This window comes from Arthrobacter sp. NPDC057388 (genome assembly GCF_042668165.1).
GTDB lineage: Bacteria > Actinomycetota > Actinomycetes > Actinomycetales > Micrococcaceae > Arthrobacter.
In genome coordinates this window covers 1-23,381 of the sequence record NZ_JBHVBL010000008.1, presented here as the reverse complement: position 1 = coordinate 23,381, position 23,381 = coordinate 1, and the positions used below count along the sequence as shown (strand labels likewise).

21 protein-coding genes are annotated in these 23,381 nt (G+C 68.0%); 11 read left to right on the top strand and 10 right to left on the bottom strand.

Going from position 1 to position 23,381, the window contains the following annotated elements; all coding sequences use genetic code 11:
• Positions 1-17 precede the first annotated feature (17 nt).
• Together ACFUTU_RS05775 and ACFUTU_RS05770 are read right to left on the bottom strand one after the other, a co-directional pair.
• On the bottom strand, positions 18-1,202 hold the full coding sequence (locus tag ACFUTU_RS05775) for a 4-hydroxybenzoate 3-monooxygenase (RefSeq protein ID WP_377961805.1): 1,185 nt from the start codon (positions 1,200-1,202) through the stop codon (positions 18-20).
• Positions 1,203-1,331: 129 nt separating this feature from the next.
• Positions 1,332-2,081 (bottom strand): IclR family transcriptional regulator, encoded by a 750-nt coding sequence (locus ACFUTU_RS05770; RefSeq protein ID WP_377961802.1) that lies wholly within the window; start codon positions 2,079-2,081, stop codon positions 1,332-1,334.
• A gap of 121 nt (positions 2,082-2,202) precedes the next feature.
• Between ACFUTU_RS05770 and ACFUTU_RS05765 the strand changes: the two genes are divergently transcribed.
• The 3 genes from ACFUTU_RS05765 (at position 2,203) to ACFUTU_RS05755 (ending at position 6,475) form a co-directional block, all read left to right on the top strand.
• Positions 2,203-3,507: an MFS transporter gene (locus ACFUTU_RS05765; protein ID WP_377961799.1), complete on the top strand. Its 1,305-nt coding sequence runs from the start codon at positions 2,203-2,205 to the stop codon at positions 3,505-3,507.
• Between the two features lie 77 nt (positions 3,508-3,584).
• The gene (locus ACFUTU_RS05760; RefSeq protein ID WP_377961796.1) at positions 3,585-6,017 is read left to right on the top strand and encodes a molybdopterin oxidoreductase family protein; all 2,433 of its coding nucleotides are present in this window, start codon (positions 3,585-3,587) and stop codon (positions 6,015-6,017) included.
• Positions 6,014-6,475, top strand: coding sequence for a hypothetical protein (locus tag ACFUTU_RS05755; RefSeq protein WP_377961794.1), 462 nt, complete (start codon positions 6,014-6,016; stop codon positions 6,473-6,475). The genes ACFUTU_RS05760 and ACFUTU_RS05755 overlap by 4 nt, the downstream gene beginning before the upstream one ends.
• A gap of 3 nt (positions 6,476-6,478) precedes the next feature.
• Here ACFUTU_RS05755 and ACFUTU_RS05750 read toward each other — a convergent pair whose 3' ends face one another.
• Complete coding sequence (locus tag ACFUTU_RS05750) at positions 6,479-7,555, bottom strand: FUSC family protein (RefSeq protein ID WP_377961791.1); 1,077 nt, start codon at positions 7,553-7,555, stop codon at positions 6,479-6,481.
• A 154-nt stretch (positions 7,556-7,709) separates the two neighbouring features.
• Positions 7,710-8,678: a hypothetical protein gene (locus tag ACFUTU_RS05745; RefSeq protein WP_377961788.1), complete on the bottom strand. Its 969-nt coding sequence runs from the start codon at positions 8,676-8,678 to the stop codon at positions 7,710-7,712.
• 265 nt (positions 8,679-8,943) lie between these two features.
• Between ACFUTU_RS05745 and ACFUTU_RS05740 the strand changes: the two genes are divergently transcribed.
• Positions 8,944-9,936, top strand: a complete 993-nt coding sequence (locus ACFUTU_RS05740; protein ID WP_377961785.1) for an amino acid-binding protein — start codon at positions 8,944-8,946, stop codon at positions 9,934-9,936.
• On the opposite strand, the gene ACFUTU_RS05735 is transcribed toward ACFUTU_RS05740, so the two are convergent.
• On the bottom strand, positions 9,884-10,417 hold the full coding sequence (locus tag ACFUTU_RS05735) for an HPP family protein (RefSeq protein WP_377961783.1): 534 nt from the start codon (positions 10,415-10,417) through the stop codon (positions 9,884-9,886). The genes ACFUTU_RS05740 and ACFUTU_RS05735 overlap by 53 nt on opposite strands.
• A gap of 140 nt (positions 10,418-10,557) precedes the next feature.
• Positions 10,558-11,541 (bottom strand): aldo/keto reductase, encoded by a 984-nt coding sequence (locus ACFUTU_RS05730; RefSeq protein ID WP_377961780.1) that lies wholly within the window; start codon positions 11,539-11,541, stop codon positions 10,558-10,560.
• Positions 11,542-11,812: 271 nt separating this feature from the next.
• Between ACFUTU_RS05730 and ACFUTU_RS05725 the strand changes: the two genes are divergently transcribed.
• From ACFUTU_RS05725 to ACFUTU_RS05705, 5 genes are all read left to right on the top strand, one after another.
• A complete protein-coding gene (locus tag ACFUTU_RS05725; RefSeq protein ID WP_377961777.1) occupies positions 11,813-13,171 on the top strand; it encodes an MFS transporter in 1,359 nt (452 codons plus the stop codon).
• A 67-nt stretch (positions 13,172-13,238) separates the two neighbouring features.
• The gene (locus ACFUTU_RS05720) at positions 13,239-13,922 is read left to right on the top strand and encodes a GntR family transcriptional regulator (protein WP_377961774.1); all 684 of its coding nucleotides are present in this window, start codon (positions 13,239-13,241) and stop codon (positions 13,920-13,922) included.
• Positions 13,919-14,713: an aspartate/glutamate racemase family protein gene (locus tag ACFUTU_RS05715; protein ID WP_377961771.1), complete on the top strand. Its 795-nt coding sequence runs from the start codon at positions 13,919-13,921 to the stop codon at positions 14,711-14,713. The genes ACFUTU_RS05720 and ACFUTU_RS05715 overlap by 4 nt, the downstream gene beginning before the upstream one ends.
• Before the next feature lie 31 nt (positions 14,714-14,744).
• Positions 14,745-16,166, top strand: coding sequence for an amidohydrolase family protein (locus ACFUTU_RS05710; RefSeq protein ID WP_377961769.1), 1,422 nt, complete (start codon positions 14,745-14,747; stop codon positions 16,164-16,166).
• Between the two features lie 9 nt (positions 16,167-16,175).
• The gene (locus ACFUTU_RS05705) at positions 16,176-16,904 is read left to right on the top strand and encodes an aspartate/glutamate racemase family protein (RefSeq protein ID WP_377961766.1); all 729 of its coding nucleotides are present in this window, start codon (positions 16,176-16,178) and stop codon (positions 16,902-16,904) included.
• Between the two features lie 100 nt (positions 16,905-17,004).
• Here the strand turns inward: ACFUTU_RS05705 and ACFUTU_RS05700 are convergent, their stop codons facing one another.
• The 3 genes from ACFUTU_RS05700 to ACFUTU_RS05690 all read right to left on the bottom strand — a co-directional run bounded on the left by ACFUTU_RS05700 (position 17,005) and on the right by ACFUTU_RS05690 (position 20,223).
• Complete coding sequence (locus ACFUTU_RS05700) at positions 17,005-17,922, bottom strand: diacylglycerol/lipid kinase family protein (RefSeq protein WP_377961763.1); 918 nt, start codon at positions 17,920-17,922, stop codon at positions 17,005-17,007.
• Between the two features lie 82 nt (positions 17,923-18,004).
• Positions 18,005-19,270: an MFS transporter gene (locus ACFUTU_RS05695; protein ID WP_377961761.1), complete on the bottom strand. Its 1,266-nt coding sequence runs from the start codon at positions 19,268-19,270 to the stop codon at positions 18,005-18,007.
• Positions 19,271-19,281: 11 nt separating this feature from the next.
• A complete protein-coding gene (locus tag ACFUTU_RS05690; RefSeq protein ID WP_377961758.1) occupies positions 19,282-20,223 on the bottom strand; it encodes a dihydrodipicolinate synthase family protein in 942 nt (313 codons plus the stop codon).
• 90 nt (positions 20,224-20,313) lie between these two features.
• On the opposite strand from ACFUTU_RS05690, the gene ACFUTU_RS05685 reads away from it, so the two are divergent.
• Entirely contained in the window at positions 20,314-21,729 is a 1,416-nt protein-coding gene (locus ACFUTU_RS05685; RefSeq protein ID WP_377961755.1) for a PLP-dependent aminotransferase family protein, read from the top strand.
• Positions 21,730-21,745: 16 nt separating this feature from the next.
• Here the strand turns inward: ACFUTU_RS05685 and ACFUTU_RS05680 are convergent, their stop codons facing one another.
• Complete coding sequence (locus ACFUTU_RS05680; RefSeq protein ID WP_377961752.1) at positions 21,746-22,351, bottom strand: LysE/ArgO family amino acid transporter; 606 nt, start codon at positions 22,349-22,351, stop codon at positions 21,746-21,748.
• A 70-nt stretch (positions 22,352-22,421) separates the two neighbouring features.
• Between ACFUTU_RS05680 and ACFUTU_RS05675 the strand changes: the two genes are divergently transcribed.
• Positions 22,422-23,357: a LysR family transcriptional regulator ArgP gene (locus ACFUTU_RS05675; RefSeq protein ID WP_377961749.1), complete on the top strand. Its 936-nt coding sequence runs from the start codon at positions 22,422-22,424 to the stop codon at positions 23,355-23,357.
• Positions 23,358-23,381 lie beyond the last annotated feature (24 nt).

Here is a 23,381-nt window from a genome sequence, read left to right as displayed (position 1 = left end):
CGCCGGCACGGGTGGTGCTAGGGGGAGGGCCAGCCGGTGTAGGCCTCGGCAAGGTACGCCTGGCCGTGCCGGGAGGACACCACGGAGTTCAGTTCGCCCAGCTGGCGGGCCCGGGCGAAGTCGCCGGCGTCAGCGGGAGTGTGCAGCATGGTGGTCATCCAGTAGGAGAACTGCTGGGCCTTCCACACCCGGTCCAGGGCGCGGTCGCTGTACGAATCCAGCAGTGCAGTGGAGCCGCTGCTGTAATAGCTGTCGAGCCCTTCGAAAAGCACCTTCACGTCGTGGATCGCCAGGTTCAGGCCCTTGGCGCCGGTGGGCGGCACGGTGTGCGCGGCGTCGCCGGCCAGGAACAGCTTGCCGTGCCGCATGGGGGTGTGCACGAAGCTGCGGAAGGGCAGGACCATCTTGTCGATGACCGGGCCTTCCTTCAGTTCGAAGCCGTTGCCGTTGACCCGGCTGCGGAACTCGGCCCAGATCCTGTCGTCGTTCCAGTCGGCGACGTTTTCCTTGGGGTCGCACTGGAAGTACATCCGCTGCACGGTCTCGGTGCGTTGGCTGATGAGCGCGAAGCCGTTCTCCGAGTTGGCATAAATCAGTTCGTCGGAACTGCGCGGCGCCTCGGCGAGAATGCCGAACCAGGCGAACGGGTACTCGTGGAAGTACCACTTGCGGTGCGCCTCGGGGATCTGGAAGCGGCAGTGGCTGCGTGAGCCGTCCGCCCCGGTGATGAAGTCGGCCTGCAGTTCGTACTCGACGCCGTCGGCGTCCGTGAACCAGACCTTGGGCTTGTCCCCGATGCCGTGGACGGTGGTATCGGTGACGCTGTAGCGCACGTCGCCGCCGTCGGCCTCCCTGCGGGCGGCGAGGTCCATGAAGACGTCGGTCTGCGGGTAGAGCCAGACAGACTCCCCCACGAGCTCCTTGAAGTCGATGCGGTGGCTTTCTCCGTTGAACCGCAGCTCAATCCCGTCATGCCGGTCCCCTTCGCGCAGCACCCGGTCGGACACGCCGCTGTCCACCAGCATGTTGACCGTGCCGTGCTCCAGGATGCCGGCGCGGACTGTCTCGGAGATTTCCTGCCGGCTGCGGATCTCGATCACTGTGGATTCGATGCCGGCCTTGGCCAGCAGGTGGGACAGCATGAGCCCCGCGGGGCCGGCGCCCAGGATGGCCACCTGGGTGGTGATGGTCTGTCGTGCCATGGGTATTCCTCGCTCCGTTGCGTATGCCCAAAGGCCGGGGCCCGGGCGGAAGGTGGTTGCTGGCTAACAGTGTGCGCGTAACTGTGTGTCCGGCGTTACATATATTCCGCTGAATGGAATGTCTCCTGCTCAGTCCGTCTCCTCGCTGAGCCGCCGCGCGATGCCGCGCGCCGCTGTCTGGAGCGCGGGCACCAGAGCCTGCATGCGCATCTCCCGCAACGGAACAACGACGCCGATCGCCGCCACCGACCGCTTCTGGCCGTCGAGCACGGGGACGGCTATGCCCCAGGTGTCTGAATCGATTACACCGGCCAGTTCGGCGAACCCCTGATGTGCTGCCTCCGCCAGCATCCCGCGCACCTCGTCGCGGCTCACCTTTCCGCTGGGGTCGGCAAACTGGTCCAGGTATTCCGCCTGGACATGCTTGGGCTGGTGCGCCATAAGGGCCAGCCCGGCCGACGACACATGCACCGGCATGCGGCCCGCGATCTGCGCGCGGTTGGCCACAGATCCCCGCCGGGAGAGCCGCTCCACAAACAACGCTTCCCAGCCGTCGAGCACCGCGAGGTTAACGTTCTGGTTCAAAACATGCTGGATGTCCTCCATGAAAGGCATCGCCGCCTGCCGCAGGGCGAGCGTTCGCGAATTGCGGTTCACCAGCTCCCACAGCCGCAACCCAAGGCTCACCGACCCACCCGGGCCCGTTTCCAGAAGGCCGTGCGCGGCCAGCTGCCGCACCAGCCGGTGAGCCGTGGTGAGGGGCAGGTCCGCGCGCTGCGCGAGCTCGGACAGCTGCAGCACGGTGACCCCGGCAGGGAACGCTGCGATAACCCGCACCACCCGGTCCACCACGGAATCCCCGGACACCGAATTTGCCATGCAGAGCTGCTTCCATTGAATGGTTTGGGTTGTCCCAGATTACACTCCCCGGTGATACAAATCTCAGCAGCCCCCTTTCGCCTGCGATACCAAAAGCTTCTACCGGACAATGAGGTTCCCCATGTCAACGCTCTCTGTTGCCCGCCGCTCCCAATGGCCCGTCTGGCTTTGCTGGCTGGCGATGGTCCTGGACGGATTCGACCTGGTGGTGCTGGGCACCGTCATCCCCACGCTGATCAAGACGCACGAGCTGGGGTTCGACGCCATTGGGGCCACATACGCAGCCACCATCTCCCTCGTAGGCGTTGGCATCGGTGCGCTCTTCATTGCCCCGCTCTCCGACCGGATGGGGCGGCGCCGCCTCCTCGTGGCCTGCGTGGCGTGGTTTTCGCTGTTCACGATCGCGGTGGTCTTCGCCCCCAACGTCGCCGTTTTCGGCATTTTCCGCCTCCTCGCCGGGCTGGGCCTGGGCGCCTGCCTCCCGGCCGCGCTGGCGTACATGAATGATTACGCCCCGGCGGGAACTGCCGGCAAGTCCACCACCAGGACCATGACCGGCTACCATGTGGGCGCCGTCGCCACCGCGTTCCTGGCCATCCTGGTGGTGCCGGACTGGCGCATTATGTTCGTTGTCGGCGGCGTGGCCGGCTTCGCCCTGGTCCCGCTGCTGTGGTTCCGGCTGCCGGAGACCCTGCCGCCGGCGCACGCACAAGCGGCGCATGCACAAACGGTGTCCGCAGAGCACGTTAGCGCTGAGCCGGAACCTGCGACGGATGGGTCCGCTGCCGCGGCCCGTGGCTCCCAGGCAAGCTTCCGCGACCTCACCCGCAAGCCCTATCCGCTGGTGGCCCTGGGAATCGCGGTGGCATCATTCATGGGGCTTCTGCTCGTGTACGGTCTGAACACCTGGCTGCCGCAGCTCATGGCCTCCGCCGGATACACGGTAAGCGCCGGCCTGGTACTGCTGCTGGTCCTGAATGTCGGCGCCGTCGTGGGCCTGATCGTTGCGGGCATCCTGGCGGACAAGCACGGCACCAAGAAGATTGTCCTGTTGTGGTTCGGCCTGTCCGCAGTGTTCCTCGCCGTCCTCAGCATCAGGGTCCAGAGTGAACTGCTGCTCAACGCGGCCGTGTTCGTGACCGGCGTCTTCGTCTTCAGTTCCCAGGTCCTGGTCTACGCCTGGGTCAGCCAGCTGTTCCCGGCCCGGCTGCGCGGCACCGCGCTGGGCTTCGCCGCAGGCGTGGGCAGGTTCGGTGCCATCATGGGACCGGCCGTCACCGGCACGCTGGTGGCCGCGGGCATCGCCTATCCATGGGGCTTCTACGTCTTTGCCGCCGCTGCAGTCCTCGCGGCCGCTGCATTGGTGGCCGTCCCGCATGCGATCGCCGCGGCACCAACCCGGGAGGCCGCCGTCGAACGCTCATGAGCCAGCCTCTTCCGCCGGCGGCAACGGCGAGTACCCTAAGGACGGTAAGTTCCCTTATCATCTTGGAGGCTGACCCCATGACTGACCGGATCGCAGACATCTGGGGCGAACGGACACCGCACGGAAGCGGGCAGGCATGGCCTGAGCGGGTTGACCAGGTCCTGGCCGAAGGGCTGGCGGACGGCGACGTGGACCGGTGGGTACAGTCCGCCTGCGTCCTGTGCAGCAACGGGTGCGGCTGCGACATCGCCGTCAAGGACGGGAAAATGGTGGGCATCCGCGGCCGTGCGCAGGACCGGGTGAACCGCGGGCGGCTGGGGCCCAAGGGCCTCTACGGCAGCTGGCAGGGCGTGAAGCAGCGCGACCGCCTGACCCGCCCGCTGATCCGGGTGGACGGCAAGCTGGTGGAAACCGACTGGGACACCGCCATGGGCCGGATCGTGGAGCGCAGCAAGGAACTCCTGGCCAGCAAGGGCCCGCTCAGCCACGGCTTCTACACCAGCGGCCAGCTGTTCCTGGAGGAGTACTACGCACTGGGCATCCTCGGCAAGGCCGGAATCGGCACACCGCACATGGACGGCAACACCCGGCTTTGCACAGCCACCGCCGCTACAGCCCTAAAGGAGTCATTCGGCGCGGACGGGCAGCCGGGCAGCTACGAGGACGTGGACCACTGCAGCGCCATTTTCCTCTACGGCCACAACATGGCGGAAACGCAGACGGTCCTGTGGGCCCGCGTCCTTGACCGGCTTGACGGGCCCAACCCGCCAAGGCTCGTGTGCGTCGACCCTCGCGACACGGAGGTGGCCCGCCGCGCCGATGTGCACCTTGCGGTCCATCCGGGCACCAACCTTGCCCTCATGAACGGCCTCATCCGCGAGGTGTTGGCCAACAACTGGATCGACGAGGAGTACATCAGGCAGCATACGGCCAACCTGGAGCAGCTGCGCAGCGTGGTGGAGCCGTGGACCCCGGAGAAGGTCGCGGAGACCTGCGGCGTGGATGCTGCCGATGTGCGCCGCGCCGCCCGGATCTTCGGAACCGAGGAGAGGGTGCTTTCCACGGTCCTGCAGGGCTTCTACCAGTCGGCCCACGCCACGGCGTCGTCCTGCCAGGTGAACAACCTGCACCTGCTGCGCGGCATGCTGGGCAAGCCGGGCTGCGGGCTGCTGCAGATGAACGGCCAGCCCACGGCCCAGAACAACCGGGAATGCGGGGCCGACGGCGACCTGCCGGGCTTCCGCAACTGGGAGAACCCGCAGCACGTCGAGGACCTGGCCCGGCTGTGGAACGTGGATCCGGCCATCATTCCGCACTGGGCACCGCCGACGCATGCACTCCAGATCTTCCGGTACGCCGAGCAGGGGTCCATCAAGCTGCTGTGGATTTCGGCGACGAACCCGGCCGTGTCCATGCCGCAGCTGGAACGGATCCGGCACATCCTGGAAAAGGAGAGCCTGTTCCTGGTGGTGCAGGACATCTACCTCACGGAAACGGCCCAGTGCGCCGATGTTGTTCTCCCTTGCGCTGCGTGGGGGGAGAAAACCGGGACCTTCACGAACGCGGACCGCACGGTCCACCTGTCCGAGAAGGCCGTGGAACCGCCCGGCGAAGCGCGCAGCGACCTCGACGTTTTCCTCGACTACGCCCGCCGGATGGGGTTCACGGACAGGGACGGGCAGCCGCTGCTGGACTGGTCCGGGCCCGAGGACGGCTTCGAGGCCTGGAAGGAGTGTTCGCGTGGCCGGCCCTGCGACTACACGGGCCTCAGCTATGACAGGCTGCGCGGCGGCAGCGGCATCCAGTGGCCCTGCACCGAAAGCCAGCCGGACGGGACCGGGCGGCTGTACACGGACGGAAAATTCCCCACCGCCCCCGAGTACTGCGAGTCCTTCGGCCACGACCTCCTCACCGGCGCCACCACCGGCGAGACGGAGTACAAGGCAACGGTGCAGCCCGGGAAGGCCTGGCTCAAGGCGCTCGACTACACGCCCCCGCACGAGGAACCCGACACCGACTACCCGCTGCGCTACACCACCGGCCGCACCGCGTACCACTTCCATACCCGGACCAAGACCGGCAGGAGCCGCCGCCTGAACGGTGCCGCCCCCGAGCCGTGGATCGAGATGTCCGTCGAGGACGCCGCCCGCACGGGCTGCCAGGAGGGGGACATCGCCAAGGTGACGTCACGCCGCGGCAGCCTCGAGGTTCCGGTGCGCGTGGGGGACATCCGGCCCGGCACGGTCTTCGCACCGTTCCACTACGGGTACTGGGACATGCCCGACGGCGGTGCTGCCGCCGGCACCGGGACCGGGGATCCCGCCGTCGTAAATGCCGACGGCCACCACAGGGCAGCCAACGAACTCACCATCACCGAATGGGACCCGGTGTCCAAGCAGCCCGTGTTCAAGAACGCGGCCGTGCGGGTGGAAAAGCTCCGCAGCGGCGACGGCCCCTCGAAGGCCCCGGACACCACCGCGTCCCGCCGCGCAACAGGAGGCCAGCGATGAAACTGCCTGTCTACATCGGCCTGCTGGACGAGGCGGAGGCCACCCTCGCGTCGTCATTCCGGGTAGTGGCGGACGGCCATGGGGACGAACCCGACGTGCACTTCATCCTCCAGACCTTCGCCAAGAAGTGCGACGCGCACCGGGAGGCCCTGAAGCCGGTCATCGCACGCTACGGCGAGGACGTCGAGGGCGAGGAGGAGCACCGGCTGACAGCCAACGGCGTGCAGGAGGTCCGTTCGGGGCCGCTGGCGCTGATGCTTGACCTGCAGGACCTGTACGTCCTGGTCAACCACATCGACGTCACGTGGATGATGGTGGGCCAGGCGGCGCAGGGTGATCAGGACAAGGAACTCCAGGGAGTGGTGAAGGACTGCGAGGGCGACTCGCAGCTGGAAATCAGGTGGCTGCAGACCAGGATGAAGCAGGCCGCACCGCAGGCGCTCCTGGTCGCCGAATAGCCCTTACCGGGCGGCTGCCCCCGCCGGCGTCCGCCGCGACAGCCGGGCCCACACGGCGGGGGCCAGCACCACGGCGATGCCCACCACGGCACCGATCACCGTCTCCACGATCCGGTCGCGCAGCAGGATGCCCGGCGCTGCAGGCGAGACGAGCAGCGTGGAGCTCAGGGCCAGCGGCGTCACGAACACCTGGGCCAGCACGTAGTTCCGGGCGATGAAGAGCTCGGCGCCGAACTGGCAGATGGCGATTACCAGGACTGTCTGCCACGGCACCGGCTGCAGCAGCAGGATGCCCGCCAGCAGGGTCAGGCCCAGCACCGTGCCGATGATCCTCTGGACGCCGCGTGCGATGCGGTGCCTCGTGGTGCGTCCCACCAGCGGAACCACGGCTGCCACCATGGCCCAGTAGTTGTGCCCGAACCCGAGCCGCTGGCCGATAAGTGTGGCAAGGGTACCGGCGAGCCCGGCGGCCACGAGGTAGCCCACCGCCTCGAGCCGGGCCGCACGCTTCTCCTCCACGGTCAGCCGGACCGGTGCCGGCATCTCCCACGGGGTGCGGTGGCTCCGCAGCACGCGGGAGGACAGCCCTACCGCCAGGCAAAAGAGCGTGGTCAGGACGGAAACCAGCATGCCCTGCCACAGCGGCGGCTGGTTGGGGATGGATGCTATTGCGGCGAACGCGAAGATGTGGAACAGCGAGCCCGCGGGCCGGTGCCGCCACCGCGCGATTACCAACGAGCAGCCGCCTGCCACGAGTGTTGTGGCCAGCACCTGCAGCCAGATGCCGGCCTCCTGGGACAGGCCGCCGCCGTGCACGGCACGGGCGGTCAGCGTGGCCAGGAGGATCACCAGGAGCATGAGCGCGCCGGCCCGGACCTGGATGAAGAACCGTTTGCGGTGCAGCTCACCGCGGCCGTAAATGCCGGTGAAGGCGCCGAAGGATGCAAAAATCGCCAGGTCCAGGCGTCCCAGCAGCACCAGGGTGATCAACGGCACGAACACGCCCACGGCGCACCGCATGGCGACGTGATGGTCTTTGTTTGCGGGGGCAAGGGTGAACATCTCGGCCAGCAGCTTCACGGGGGAATCGCGCCTTTCGTTGCAGTTTGGAGCTGACGACGGCGGCCCTGGCGTCCGCTTTCCAGTTTAACGGGGGGCGGCCCCCGGCTTTCCGCCCGGGGCCGCCCGCGGTCCTGTTGCCTTCGTCTCGTCCCTGCCGGTTCCGAAGGGGCACCTACTTCGTGGCGTTTCTGCGTGCGTCCACCGTGACCACTTCGAAGGTCTTGGCGTTGGGCACCCCAAACTTCGCATTCACGGCGGCGAGGGTGTCATCGAAGAGGGCGGCCGTCGTCGGGATGTTGAAGTGGGGGCTCTTGATGACTTCCCGCAGCTTGGCGGTGGATTCGTGGAAGTTCACGCGGAGCCGGCTGATCTGGTTGGACATGTTCTGCACGGCCCAGACGGTGTTGCCCTTGACCAGGACGCCGTCGACGTTGGGCACCTTCACGCCCTTAATTGCGGTGCTGGCGCCGGTGCGCGGGCTGACCGTGTACAGTGCCGCGTTGCCCGAGTGGGCGACGACCAGCCGGCGGGCGTCGCGTGAGTAGGCGATGCCGTTGAGGTTGAACTGCTTGCTGGTGTCTGCCGCGGGGCCCTTCAGTGCCAGTGTGCGAACGCTGCCGAGGTCGCCGTCGTCGTCCATCGGAATGAAGTAGAGCTCAGCCCGCCGGGAATTGGTGAACCACGCCCCCTGGTCCGTGAGCGCCACGTCGTTGATGAAGGCTTCCTTCCTGGTCAGCTGGTAGGTCCTGACGGTCTTTCCGTTGTCGGTGTTGTACACGTACGCCTGCCCGGTGGGGCCGCCGGCCACGAACAGCAGATCGTTGTGCCGGTCGGCCTTCATGCCCACGGCCACCCTGCCGTTGGGGGCATCGATGAACCTGGTCGCCTTGTCCTTGCGGATGTCGCCGCGGTAGATGTCCCCGGTGACCAGGTCGCCGGCAAAGAATTTGGTGCCGCCGGCGGCGGCGATGCCCTCGGCACCCTTGGCGCCGTCCAGCCGGATGACCGGGGCAATATGGTCTGAGTCTCCGGCGGAAGCGACCGGCGCGGGGACCAGAAGCGCGGCGAGGGCGAGGAGCCCTGCGGCGGCACGGCGTGTGTGACCTGAACTGAGGCTGATGGGCATGGCGGTGCTCTCCACGAGTCGACTTTTCCGTGCGAGCAGGCCGTTGTACGGGAGCTCCGCACGCTGGTCCCTTCAGTTTAAGGACCCGGCGGGAGGCTGGCCATAGCCGGAGGAGACCCCGCGGCAACGTCCCCCCGGTCCCGAGTTTTTGTACAGATAATGGCCGCTAAAGGCCCTTTAACCCGCGGTATCTGGACGAAAACTCCATTCAAACGGATGTTTTCGCGGATCGGAACTTGCAGGCAATCCGCCGGTAACAGGCGCCCGGCAGGCTGGCATCATGAAGCCCCGCCCGCGGACCCGTCCCGCATCGAACCGTCAATTGCCGAACACAGCAGCAGAACTCAGCTGCGAGGTCTGCGGGCAGATGCCGGAGCCCACCAAGACCCGCCTCACCGTGGCCAACGTGGCCGTGATGCTGCCGATCGAACTGCTGGTGCACGCGCTGGTGGTGCAGACACACCTGCCCTACGTGGCCAAGGTGCTGGTCCTGACGCTGACGGCCACCGTCCTGGTGATCTGGGTGGCCGAGCCGTCCGCCGCACGGATCCTGCGGCGCTGGCTCCACGCTCCTGCGCTTCGCCACCGGCGGCGCCTCGGCACGGCGCCTGCGCTGTGGCGCGCCAGGACGGTGCTCCGCGACGAGCCCGGCTCCCTGAAGCGGATCACCAGATCGCTGGCCTTACTGGACACCAACATCCTGGGCATCCACGTCCATCCGCTCCGGGGCGGGGTGATGGACGAATTCGTGCTGTCCTCCCCGGGCGGGGTCAGCGAGCGCCAGCTGCTGGAGGCACTGGCCGACGGCGGCGGACGGAGCCCGCAGGTCTGGCCCACCACCGCCCTGGCCATGGCCGACGGCCAGACCAAGGCGCTGAGCCTGGCCGCCCGGATCGCCGCATCTCCGGGGGAGCTTCCGCTGGCCGTGGCGGAACTGCTCTCCGCCCGGATCCTTGACCCGGGCAGCGAATCGGCCTGCCATGCCCTATCCAACGGCAGGGAAACGAACGACGCCGGCACCCTCCTGAAGATTCCCACCGCCTGGCACGGACCCATCACCTTCTTCCGTCCCGGCGAGCCGTTCACACCGGCCGAGTCGGCCCGTGCCCACCGGCTCGCCGAGCTCGCAGAAATCCTGGCGCACCGTGGGGATTACCGGGACGGGGAGGCGCACCGGGACGGGAAAGCGCAGGGGGCCGGGGACTCCCACACAGCCGCTCTCATTTCCGGGCCGGACGGGTCCCCAGCAGCATGTTCAGCCCCCAGCCAATGAGCGTGGTCATCACCACCGCGGCAGCAACGGACAGCAGCTGCGGCGGCGTGGTGAGGATGCCGAGGCTGATGATCAGCGTGGTGGCTCCGGCCGGCGGATGCGGCAAGCCGATCCACGTCAGCACCAGGGTGGTGAGCGCCACCGACAGCGCCCCGCTGATCACGTGCAGCAGCGTCAGTCCGCCCACCGGGGCGGATGGCTGGCCCTGCAACCCGAACGCGTACAGGCACAGCGCGCCGGCCAAGAGCCCGACTCCGTGCCCGACGAGGGCGTTGACCGGCCGCGCCGCTTCCTGCTCAGGGGATTCGAAGAACAGCATCACCGTGGGGCCGAGGCTTGGGAAAAGCCACGGGAGATGGAGGACGACGCCGACGACCCCGCAGAGCCCCAGCACCACGACCACCAGGGCAGCCGCATAAACACCAGCCCCGAGCCCGTCCCATTGGCCTTTCATTCGCTCCAGCAAAGAAGCCTGTGCCATCGCTGATCCTCCTGGGTCCTGCAGCACCATTTCATCCTGCGTTGTGGTGACCCGTACCCAGGCAGCGGCCGACTTACCCTCACCCCAAGGAACCTGCCCCCACTGCGCCGAAGAAGCTGCCCGGTCCGAAGCTGTGCAGCCTAGAACCCGGACGGGTGGCGGGGCGTGTAACCCTCTTCGAGGCGCTTGATCTCGGACTCGGTCAGGTCAAGCCCGACGGCGGCAGCGGCGTCGTCGATGTGGCGCTCCTTGGTAGCCCCGACGATGGGCGCGGTGACTGCGGACTTGCCTGCGGTCCAGGCCAGGGCGATTTGCGCCATCGGAACGCCGCGTTCGTCCGCAACGGCGGCCACCGCATCGACGATGGCCTTGTTGGCCGCCTCGTCCTGCTTGTACAGTCCCTTGCCGAATTCGTCCGTGTCCTGCCGGATCCCGGAGCCGGCGGCACCCCACGGCCGGGTCAGGTTTCCGCGCGCCAGCGGGCTCCAGGGGATGACACCCACGCCGGTCGCCTGGCAGAACGGGTGCATTTCGCGCTCCTCCTCACGTTCGAGGAGGTTGTACTGGTCCTGCATGGACACAAACCTGGTCCAGCCGTACAGCTCTGCCACATGCTGCATCTGCGCGAACTGCCACGCCCACATGCTTGACGCCCCGATGTACCGCGCCTTGCCCGCCTTCACGACGTCGTGCAGCGCCTCCATCGTCTCTTCGATCGGGGTCACCGGGTCGTAGCGGTGGATCTGGTAGAGGTCCACGTAGTCGGTGCCAAGCCGGGTGAGGGAAGCGTCGATCTCGTGCATGATCGCGGCGCGGCTTAGCCCGCTGCCGTTGCGCGCCTGGCGCATCCGGCCATGGACCTTGGTGGCAATCTGGATCTCTTCGCGGGGAGCCAGTTCCTTGAGCAGGGTGCCGGTGATCTCCTCGCTGGAGCCCGCGGAGTACACATTTGCGGTGTCGAAGGTGGTGATTCCGGCTTCGTAGGCCCGCCGTACAAACGGCCTGGCTTCGTCGAGTCCCACGCTCCACCCGTGCGACCCCTTGCCCGGGTCGCCGTAGCTCATCATGCCCAGGACCACGGCGCTGATTTCCAGCCCGGAGTTTCCCAGTCGGACCGTTTTCATTCGGTTCTCCTTTTCGATGTCTTGCCCTTCGCCCGCAGTCACAATCCGTTTTTTCGGATGCCGCGGCCGACTTTCCCTAAAACCCTTGACAGTGTCCCACGCCACTCCTTACCTTGATTTTGGGATCCCAAAACGGGATCCCAAAAGGCAAGATCCTTCCGCCGGCGCCACCCCAACAAAACTCGCCCTCCGGAGATCCCGCCACGCGGCCGCACCGCCCTCATAACTCATCCCCCTTCCCTGTCCGCACCCTTCCCGCAAAGGAGAAGCTGTGTCTCTCCCAGATACTGAAGCAGTGACATCCCAGACCCAAGCCGCCGATTCCCGCGGCAACAAGCCCGGAAAGGACGTCGTGCAACGGCGCACCAACGTCCGCTGGAAACTGTTTCTGTTGCTGCTCGTCCTGGTCGCCGTCAACTACATCGACCGCGGCTCCATCTCCGTGGCGCTGCCCATCATCCAAAAGGAGTTCAACCTCGCCCCGGAGCTCGTTGGCCTCCTGCTCTCGGCCTTTTTCTGGACTTACGCCCTGATGCAGATCCCGGTCGGCCTGCTGATCGACAAGTTCGGCCCCCGCAAGGTCATGACCGCCTCCTGCGTGGGCTGGGGTGCCGCCACTGCGGCCTCCGGCATGGCCGGCGGCTTCCTCAGCATGTTCATCGCCCGCCTGGGCATCGGCGTCACCGAAGCCGGCGTCATGCCGGCCGGCGGCAAGCTGAACGCCATCTGGATGCACAAGTCGGAGCGGGGCCGCGGCGCCACCATCCTCGACGCCGGTGCTCCACTCGGGGCCGGGCTGGGCGGCATCCTCATCGCCGGGCTCATCGCGGCCACCGGCAGCTGGCGGACGTCCTTCGTCATCGCCGGCGCCGCCACCGTCCTCATGGGCCTGGCCGTCTGGTGGTACGTCCGCGACAATCCCCGCCAGCACCGCGGCGTCAACGCAGCCGAGGCCGATTACATCGAGGCCTCCCACGCCGAGGAGGACGCCGAGGCGCAAAGGGAAGGCAGCCAGGGCAAGCGCGCACTGCTCCCGTACCTGAAGTTCCGCTCGTTCTGGGCGATGTGCTTTGGCTGGCTGGGCTTCAACGGCGTCTTCTACGGCCTGCTCACCTGGGGTCCGCTGTACCTCGCCCAGGCCAAGGGCTTCGACCTGAAGACCATCGGCTGGTCCACCTTCGTCATCTTCGGCGCCGGCTTCGTCGGTGAAATCCTGGGCGGCACCATCGCCGACAAGTGGCGCGCCTCCGGTGCCTCCGCCAACCGCGTCATGCGGACGCTGCTGGGGATCTCCAGCGTCGTGGTGGTGGGCGGCCTCGTCGGGGTGACCGTCGTCGCTGACCCGACCACCGCCGTCGTGCTTCTCTCCGTGGTGATGTTCTTCCTCCGCTGGGTGGGCCTGTTCTGGAGCATCCCGGCCATCCTGGGCGGCCGCACCAACGCCGGTGTCCTGGGCGGGGCGATGAACTTCAGCGGCAACATCTCCGGCTTCGTCACCCCGATCGCCGTCGGCCTGATCGTTGGCGCCACCGGTTCCTACACCTGGGCACTGCTCTACTTCGTGGGATCCGCAGTGATCATGGGCGCCTCCGTGCTCACGCTGAACTACAACAAGCGGCTGCCTGTCTAAGCTGGCAGCAAGCCCGACTCCCGCCCGCCGGGAACGCACGCCACACCAAGAATCCGAATGGAGCACCATGCTTACCGCAGAAGACACCCAGGACAAGGAACGCCCCCTCCGCGAGGCTGTCCGGGACACGCTCCGCACCAGGATCTTCGAGGGGCACTACGTTCCCGGCACCCGGCTGGTGGAACGCGACCTCGCCGCCGAGTTCAACGTCTCCCGGCTTCCCGTCCGGGAGGCTTTGCGGATGCTCCGCCAGGAGGGGCTCATCAGCGACCGGGGGGCACGGGGCGCCGAAGTCAGCACGCTCAGCCCCAAAGACGTGGAGGACCTCTTCGACGTCCGGCAGTCCCTGGAAGTGCTGGCCTGCCGGCTCGCCGCCATGCGCGCCACGGCCGAGGACCTTGGCCGCCTTAAGGGGCTGCTGGATGAGGCCGCCAGCTGCCTGGCCCGGGGCGCGGTCATCGAGGCGCACCGGGCCAACAGCGAATTCCACGACGCCATCACCGGCATCGCCGACAACAACTTTCTCAAATCCGCACTGGAACCCCTGCAGGGGCGCATGCACTGGCTTTTCCGCCACGTCAGCGACCTGCCGGAACTGATCCAGGAACACCGTGACCTGTACGAGGCCATCGCCAGCGGCGACCCCGACCGCGCCGCCGCCCAGTCGGCCTCGCACATCGGCAAATACCGCGAACAGTTCCCCGAGGACTTCCAGAAAACGGAACCAGCCCTGCACCGGAAGAAAAAATGAAACTTCTTGTCATTAACCCGAACATCAGCAAGGACGTCACCGCGCTGATCGAATCCGAGGCCCTGCGCTCGGCCTCGCCCGGCACCAGCCTGATAGTCCGTACCGCCGGCCACGGCGTGGAGTACATCGAAACGGGCTTTGAATCGCTTATCGCCGCGGGCGCGGTGGCCGAGATCATTGCCGAATACACGGCGGACTCCAGCGAGGAGGACGGCATCGACGGCGTCGTCGTGGCCGCCTTCGGCGACCCGGGAATGCCGGCCCTGAAAGAGCTCGCCGACGTGCCCGTCATCGGCATCACCGAAGCCGCCCTCTGCGCCGCCGCACTGCAGGGCCAGCGCTTCTCCATCATTGCCATCTCAGACCGGATCCGGCCCTGGTACCGGGACTGCGTGGAGCACTTCGGCCTCGGCGGACGGCTGGCCTCGATCCGCTCCATCAACGAAAGCCTGAACGGTATCGGCTCCGTGCAGCAGGACTTCAAGGAGACCCTCCTGGCACTCAGCCGGCAGGCCGTCGCGGAGGACGGAGCCGACGTCGTCATCCTCGCCGGAGCGCCCCTGGCCGGGCTGGCCCGCGAACTCCGCGGCCAGATCCCCGTCCCCGTGGTGGACGGCATTTCCGCCGGCATCCGGATGGCCGAGGCCGTCGTCGAGCTTCAGTCCGGCCTGCACCGGGCCGGCGCCTTTGCCCCGCCGCCGGTCAAGGCGCGGAAGGGCTTGCCCGGAAACCTCGACGCCGCGTTGACCGCCATCCAGACGGCGGCACACGCCGCGGCCCCCACGAACTAGATCCCTCAGCTTCCCAGTCAGGAGGACACCGATGTCCCGCATCCCCGAACTCGTCATCGCCAACGGCACCGTGGTCAACAGCTTTGGCCGCAGGCACGCCCACGTCGTGGTCAGTGGCGGCAAAATCACTCAGCTCATCGATGCCGCCGAGCCCGCACCCGAGGCGCTGCTCACCATTGATGCGGCCGGCCAGCTGGTGATCCCCGGCGGCGTGGATGGACACTGCCACGTTGCCCAGGTGACCGGCCGTTTCCGTACCCTGGACGATTACCGGACCACCTCAACCGCTGCTCTTTGGGGCGGCACCACCACCATCATCGACTTCGGCATCCCCCGCGACGCCCGCGAGACCCCGCTGGCGGCGGTGCTCAACAAGAAGGAACTGGCGCGGGAGTCCCGCTGCGATGTGGCACTGCACGGATCGGTGATCAGCTGGGACGAAACCGTGCCGTGGCAGCTCGAGCAGCTCGCCGCCGAGGGCGTCCGCTCCGTGAAGATGTACACCACCAACCGCGGCACCACCATGGCCGACGGCGACACCATACTGAAGGTGATGCGCGAAATGGTCCGGCTGGACGGGCTCACCTACATCCACGCCGAGCACGATCCCATCATCAGCGACTGCACCGCACAGCACGCCGACGACGGCCGGATCGGCATCGAGCACCTGCACCGCACCCGTCCGGAACTGGCCGAGGAAATCTCCGTCAAGGAAACCCTGGCCATGGCCCAGTACACGAAGGCACCGGTGTACTTCGTGCACCAGTCCACACCCGGCGCCGTCGACCTGGTCACCGAGGCACGGTCCCGCGGCCAGGAGGCCTACTCGGAGACCTGCCCGCACTACCTCACGCTCGATGACACCGTCTACGGCTCGGCCTTCCCCGAGTGGTACGCCTGCTGCCCGCCCATGCGCAGCCCGGAAACGGTCGCCGCGCTCAAGGAACGGCTGGCAGCCGGGGCCATCCACACCGTGTCCTCCGACCATTCCTGCTACGACCTGACCCAGAAGCGGGAACGCACCGACGATGTCCGTGCCATGCCGCACGGCCTGCCCGGCGTGGAGACCCGCATGCCCGTAACGTTCACGGCCATGGCCGCGTCCGGCAGCAGCGTCGAGGAATTCGTCGAGGTCTTCTCCGCCGGTCCGGCCCGCATCAACGCCCTGCCCGGAAAGGGGAGCATCGCCGAAGGCTTCGACGCCGACCTGGTCCTCTTTGATCCGGCCGAGCAGCGGACCGTCGACGGCAGCGCCCTCCACATGGGCACCGACTTCTCGCCGTTCGACGGCCGCACGCTGTCCGGCTGGCCCGCTGTCGTGATTTCCGCAGGCACCGTGGTACTCGACCGGGAGGGCTTCCATGACCCGGGCGCCGTGGGCCGCTTCGTGGCCCGGAACGGATTCCGGGAGCACCACGCCGCCATTGCCGATCTCTCCCCCGCGACCCTCTAGGAGCCCGCCATGACTGCCGTAAAACGCAACACCCGGGTCGGCATGATCGTCCCGTCGTCCAACACATGCCTGGAGCCGCAGAGCTACCGGATCCTGGGCGACCGCACCGACGTGACCATCCACTTCACCCGGATACCCGTCACCCGGATCGCCCTGGACAGTTCCTCGGACAGGCAGTTCGATCCTGCCGTCATGCGCGAAGCCGCAAGGCTGCTGGCGACGGCGGACGTGGACGTGATCGCCTGGAACGGCACCTCCGGCTCCTGGCTCGGGTCCGGCCACGACCATGAACTGGTCCACGAGATCACCGACGCCACCGGCATCCCCGCCACGACGTCCACGCTGGCGTACCTCGAGGCTTTCCGGGTGTTCGGCACGGAACGGATCGGGCTGTTCACGCCGTACACCGAGGACGTCAACCGCGCCATCATCGGGTCCTACGAGCGGGACGGGATCAAGACCGTCAGCCACCGCTGCCTGGGCCTGAGCGACAACGAGTCCTTCGGCCGGGTCACCGACGACGAGATGCGCCCGGGCTCCCTCGAGCTTGCGGCCGACGCCCCGGACGCCCTGATCTATCTCTGCACCAACCTGTACGGCGCCAACATCGCGGCGGAGATCGAAGCGGGCACCGGCGTTCCGGTGCTCGACTCCGTGGCCGTAACGCTGTGGCACTGCCTCAAACTTGCCGGGTCCCCCTTGCTCGCACCAAGGTGGGGCAGGCTGCTCGCGGACTGATCCGCCCGCCGTGCCGCCCCCGGGCGCGGCAGCAGCCCAGGCAAGACCGACGGCGGCCCGCCCACTGGGAGCGGGCCGCCGTCGAACCCTAAACAGGAAGCTACATCCGGACCTTTAGCGCGCCGGGATCCACCCAGATGGTGAGGTGTTTGACGGTGCCTACATGGTCGCCGTCGAGCTGGAATTCCTCCTCTTGTTCCAGGCTCACTTCGACCTTCTTGCCCTGGAAATACTCTGCAGATTCCTTCTGGTTCTTCCGGCGGCCGAAGATGCCGGCCGCAACGCCGAGCCAGCCGAAGTGCCCGCGGGGGGCAAGGACCAGCAGGTCCAGCACGCCGTCGTCCACCTTGGCTTCCGGGAATATCTCGATGCCGCCCATGATCCGGCCGCAGTTGCCGGCCATCACACTGCGGATCCGCCGTTTGACCGGATGCTTGCCCTCCACCCGTACCGTGGCCCGGACCGGTTTGCCCGGCAGCTTCCGGATTCCCGCTTCAACGTAGGCGAGCCAGCCCATCCGGTCCTTCAGTGCGTCCACGGTGTCGGCCATGATTGCAGCGTCGTAGCCCACGCCGGCCATGACCAGGAAGACGTTCTCGTCGTCGGACCCGTCAAAGGTGGTCCGGGCAACGTCCACCGTGCGCTCGGTGCCGTTCAGGACGTCGTAGGCGGCGGAGACGGGGTCGTTGATGTCCACGCCCAGGTTGCGGGCCAGCAGGTTGCCGGTCCCCAGCGGCACCAGTCCGATGGGCGTTTGCGTGCCGGCCAGCACCTCCGCCACGCACCTGACGGTGCCGTCGCCCCCCACGGCCATAACGACGTCGACACCCGCCTCGAGTGCCTCCCTCGCCTGTCCGACGCCCGGGTCCTCCGGCGTGGTCTCCAGCCACAGCGGCTCTGCCCACCCCTGCGTCTCGCAAAGCCGGAACAGCGAGGCTTTGAGGTCGGCACCAACAGCCTTGGCGGGGTTGACTACCACGGCGGCCCGTGGCGGCGAGGAAGCATTCTGGGCTGTCATGGCGTCCTTCGGCTGTGCGGAGGGCCCGAAGGCCCCGGAACTCACATCGTAACCGCGTTCCCGGATTCCGGGGACGAACCTGTCAATCCGGTTGCGGACTGCGGGTACTTCGGCGTTCCAGGACCGAGGTTCCTGCAGCCGCCAGGACGACTGCAGAAACCAGGAACAACACACCCTTCGGCTCCCCTGTCACGGCGATGCCGGCCGCGGCTGTGCCCGCAGACCCGGCGGCGATTTTGAGGGCCCCCACCCAGACGAACACCTGCCCCCGGATCTGCAGCGGGGCAAACTCGCTGCGGGCGGCCAGTGTTGCGGCGAAGAAGTACGAATTCAGAACCCCCGCCGCGGCGTAGGCGGCGATGGCCGGCAGAAAGGATGCCGGCAATGCCGCTACTGCGAGCGCCGCAGCCACCATTCCGGCCAGGCGGGTGACCAGCCGGTCGGCATCGCCGCGGAGCGGGCGGACCATCACCATCGCCGAACCCGCCAGGCCACCCAGCCCGTAGGCAGCCGTCAGGATACCGGCGGCGGCAGGCTGGACATTGAACACGGCGGTGGAGGCAACAGCGGCGATGGGCAGGGCCGCCACGGAGAACGCCACCGTCACAGTCAGGTACAGCATCCTCCGCAGTCGCCCCGTGGCAGCCATGATCCGCAGCGTCCGTACCGGCCCCGGAATGCCGGCTGCCCCCGCTACGGGCGGCGTGTAAGGGAGCAGACGGACGAGGCCGGCCGCCACGATCGTGGCCGAGGCCAGAATGAGTGCAGCCACTGCGGCTCCGGCCCATGCCGAGACCGCGGCCACGATGCCCGGGCCGATGGTTCCACCGATTCCGTAGGTGGCCACATCCCAGCCCTGGGCGCGGCGCTGGCTGGTCTGGTCCGGCCCGGCGATCGCGGGAAGCCGGCTGCTGATGCCGCCGGTGAGCAGCGGCCCGACCAGCCCCGAGGCCACCAGCAGGACCGCGGTAGCCGGCCACGCCACCGGGTACAGCAGCACGGCAGCCGCCAGGGTGGCTCCATGCCCAGCGCACGCCCGCGCGATCAGCACCCGTCCGTCGCGGCACGAGTCCAGGCTTCGGGCGATGAACGGCCCCAGCAGGTGGGGTCCGGTGATGCAGGCGCCGAGCAAGCCCGCGAGCCACCCTGGCCCGCCGGCTGTTGTGACCAGAAGGACAACCGCCAAAACGGCTCCGCCGTCCGCGGTGCGTGCCAGAGTGGCAGCCGCCACGTAGCGGGCCAATCCGGCGGCGGTCCCGGCCGGGGCCGGCCCAGTCTGCTTTTCCGGCAGGGGCTGCCCCGGTTGCTGTCCCGCTTGTTGCCCCGCCACGCGGTTCAGGCTATCCATCCCGCATCCGTTCAGGCGCCGAGTCCGGAGCGGCGCAGGGCCTCCTCGGCCTCGGTACGGCCGTGGGCGTCCAGGCTTTGCAGGGGTCGCGGCAGGCACGGCGCCTCCGCAAAGCCGAGCAGCTCGGCCATGGTGGCCACAACCCGCAGGCTCCCGTAGGTGCGGAAAAGGGTCCAGACAGGCTCCAGCGCGGCTGAAGCTTCCAGCGCCGCTTCGCCCTGGGCTGTCAGTTGGCCGCACAGTTGTCCGTCCTCCATACTGTCCTGCCGGCTGTACAGGGCAAGGTCAACAATCGCCCGGGCCGCCTTGGGAAACAGGCCCGCGATGACCGAATACCAGGCGTCACAGCCCGCGAGCAGGGCTTCCGCCGCGGCCCAGTCGCCGCTGATGCCCAGGGACACGTTCTCCGGGACTGCGGCGCGGAGCCGGGTGATGCGGCATGCGGCCTTTCCCGGTTCGGGCGGCGGGAACTTGACCGATGTGATGCCCGGCAGTTCGGCGATGCGGCCGTGGAGTTCATCGGAGAAGGTGAAACCGGTGGTTGCCGGGTTGTCGTACACCACAATCGGCAGCTCAGCGGCGGACGAGACCTCGCGGTAGAGGCCATAGACCTCATCCTCCTTCAGCCGCTGATAGGACACCGGTGCGAGGAGCAGCCCGGAGGCACCAGCAGACTGGGCATCCTCAACGCACTCGAGTACGTCGCGGGTGCGCATGGCACCAACGCCTGCCACCACGGGGGTCCCTCGGGCGGCGCCCACTGCGGCCTCCACCACCCTGCGGCGTTCCTCGCGGCGCAGGTAGGTGTAGATGCCCGTCGATCCCAGCACGCCGATGGAGTCCGCCCCGGCGTCAGCTGCCCGCGTGACCAGCCGCACCAGTGCGGCTTCGTCCACGCGGTCTCCAGCGAGCGGGGTCAGGGGGAATGCGCACAGGCCGGTCAACACATTCATGTCCTTTCTTGTGGCTGGTGGCTCCCTCCATGTTCACAGCACCCTTGGCCCTAGCATAGATCCAAGAATGGCTGATTCAGGAGTACCAAGATGGAAGCAGAATTGCCGCTGGTCCTCGACGGTGGGAGCCGCATTCCGCTGGCGGCCCAACTGGTCAGCCTGCTGCGGGAAGCCATCCTGAACGGAACCCTGAGGCCAGAGCACACGCTGCCGGCAACGCGCCGGCTGGCAGCAGAACTGGGAGTATCCCGCGGCGTGGTGGTCCGCGCCTACGAACAGCTCTCGGGTGAGGGATACCTGGAAAGCCGGGGATCTGCAGGCACCCGCGTGGCCGTGCGTTCCGACGGTCGCGGCGCGGTGCCCGAAAGCGTCCGGCCCGCCCCCGGCGCGGACGGTGACGGGATCATCGACCTCACCCCCGGGCGACCGTCCGGCGCACCCTTCCGCGACCGCGCCTGGCGGGCCGCCTGGCGGAAGGCCGTGTCCGAGCCGGTGGATGTTGAGCTTCCGCCCGCCTTCGGCCTGCCCGCACTTCGTACTGCTGTAGCCGACCATCTGGCAGCATCCCGCGGACTCACCGTGAGCGCTGACGACGTCATCATTACGGCGGGCACCAGTGACGCCCTGCAGCTGTCGGTGGCCGCACTCCGCCGCCAGACGAAGCGGCCTCCCCGCGTGCTGATGGAGGACCCGGGCTATCCGACGGCCAGGCGCGTGCTTACCGCGGCGGGGTCCGCCGTGCTGACGCTTCCTGTTGGTCAGGACGGGCTGGAAGCCGCCCAGCTTGCCGCGCTCGGTTCCTGCCCTGATGCCATCCTGGTCACCCCCAGCCACCAGTATCCCCTTGGCGGCCGGATGCCGGTCGGGGAACGCCTCGCGCTGCTGGAGTGGGCCGAGCCGAACCATGTGGTCATCCTCGAGGACGACTACGACAGCGAGTTCCGGCACCGCAGGATGCCCCTTCCCGCTCTCGCCTCGCTGCCCTCAGGCGCCGAGGTTGTCCTGGTGGGCACCTTCTCGAAGTCGTTGAGCCCCTGGCTGCGGTGCGGCTACCTCGTGGTCCGCGGCACAGTGGGGCGCCGCCTCAGGGATGCCAGGCTTGACCTCGGCACCCCTGTTCCCGGAGTGCTGCAGTCGGCGCTGGCAAACTACATCGCCGGCGGCGGCCTCGCCCGGCACATCGCCCGGGCACGGCGCCAGTACGCGCACCGCCGCGCGCTGCTGCTGGACCGGCTCGGCGGACGGGCAGACGTGGACCTGGCGGCCTTGGACGGCGGCCTGCACGCCGTCATCCGGCTGCAACCGGACATTCCTGCCGGACGCCTCGCCGAGGAAGCGCTCGGCCTGGGCGTGCGGGTGGTGACGCTGGCCGGCTACTTCGCGGAGCGCCCGCCGGAGAACGGCCTGGTCATCGGGTACGGCGCCCCGAGTGATCTGCAGCTGGCCCGTGCACTGGACATTCTCACGGGGTTGATCGGCCGCATGGCGGAAGCCCCGCCGCAGTAGGGGCCGTCGGCGGGCCTCAGCGTCCGGTCGCAAGCACCACGGCAAGCGTCAGCATGAGCAGGGCCACGCCGCCGTCCAGGATGCGCCACGATGCCGGCCGGGCAAAGAAGCCACTGAGGCCACGTGCCCCGTAGCCGATGAGCGGAAACCACAGTGCGCTGCCGGCGGCAGCCCCGGCACCGAAAAGCCATTTGCCGGTGTCCCCGTGGGTGTTGGCGAGCGAGCCCAGCAGCACCAGCGTGTCGAGGTACACGTGGGGGTTGAGCCAGGTGATGGCGGCGGCGGTGAGAACCGCCGACCAGACAGTGCCCTTGCCCGGGGAATCTGCGGCCTTAAGCGCTCCTGGCCGCAGGGCCCGCCGGGCAGCGAACACCGCATAGGAAAGAAGGAAGGCCACGCCGAACCAGCGCACCACGGCGAGCAGGGCCGGGGCGCCCTCGATGAGCGCGCCGATCCCACCGACTCCGGCAAAGATCAGGATCGCGTCGCTGCCCAGGCACATGAGGACGACCGGCAGCACACCCTCGCGCTTGAGGCCCTGCCGCAGCACGAACGCGTTCTGCGCGCCGATGGCGACGATAAGGCTAAGGCCAGCGCCAAGGCCGGTCAGGAAGGGGATCATGCCTTCGACGGTACGAGCAGAAAATCTTAAACACAATTCACTTTTCCTGCACTTCCATTAGAGTTTCTTTATGGAACTCGACCAGCTCAGGGCTCTCGCCGCCGTCGTCGACCACGAAACCTTCGATGCCGCGGCGAGCGAGCTCCGTCTCACCCCGTCAGCCGTGAGCCAGCGCATCAAAGCCCTGGAGCGCTCGGTGGGCAGCGTGCTGGTGCGGCGGCTCAAGCCGGTCCGCCCGACGCCGGCCGGCGAGCAGCTCCTGCGGTCCGCCCGCCAGCTGCTGCTGCTCGCTGATGAGGCTGTGCTTTCGTTGCGCGGATCCGGAGCTGCGGAAGGGGACGATGGCGGGGCACCGCCCAATTCCGAACGGCTGCGGGTTCCGATCGTGGCCAATGCGGACTCGATCGCAACGTGGCTGCCGGCCGCCTACCGGGAAATCGCACTGGGAGGACGGGTGGCGCTCGAGCTGCTGCGCGACGACGAGCATGCCACCGCCGACCTCCTGAGGTCCGGGGACGCCGTCGGGGCAATCACGGCGGATCCCCGGCCGGTGCAGGGATGCACCATCCGGCCGCTTGGCACCATGGTGTACCGGGCCAAGGCTTCGCATGAATTCGCGGCCCGCTGGTTTCCCGACGGCCCCACCCCGGAGTCCCTCGCCGTCGCCCCCGTCATGCAGTACGACCGGAAGGACACCCACCAGCTCGCTGTCCTCGCGCGCATCGCCCCGGACGCCACTCCCCCGCAGCACTTCATTCCCGATTCGGTCCAGTTCGTCGAGTCCGTTCATGCCGGCTTGGGCTGGGGCATGGTGCCTGACCAGCAGGACCCGGAGGGCTCACTGATCGAGCTCGATCCTTCGTGGACCGAGGATCTGCGGCTCTACTGGCAGGCGTGGACGCTCGAGTCTCCGGGCCTGACAGAGGTGACGGACGCCGTCGTCCGCGCCGCCCGGACGCTGCCGCCGCACCGCGGCCAGGCTGCAGCCCTGAGCGTGAATCATTAAACGCAGCAGCGGCGGGTGCCAAAG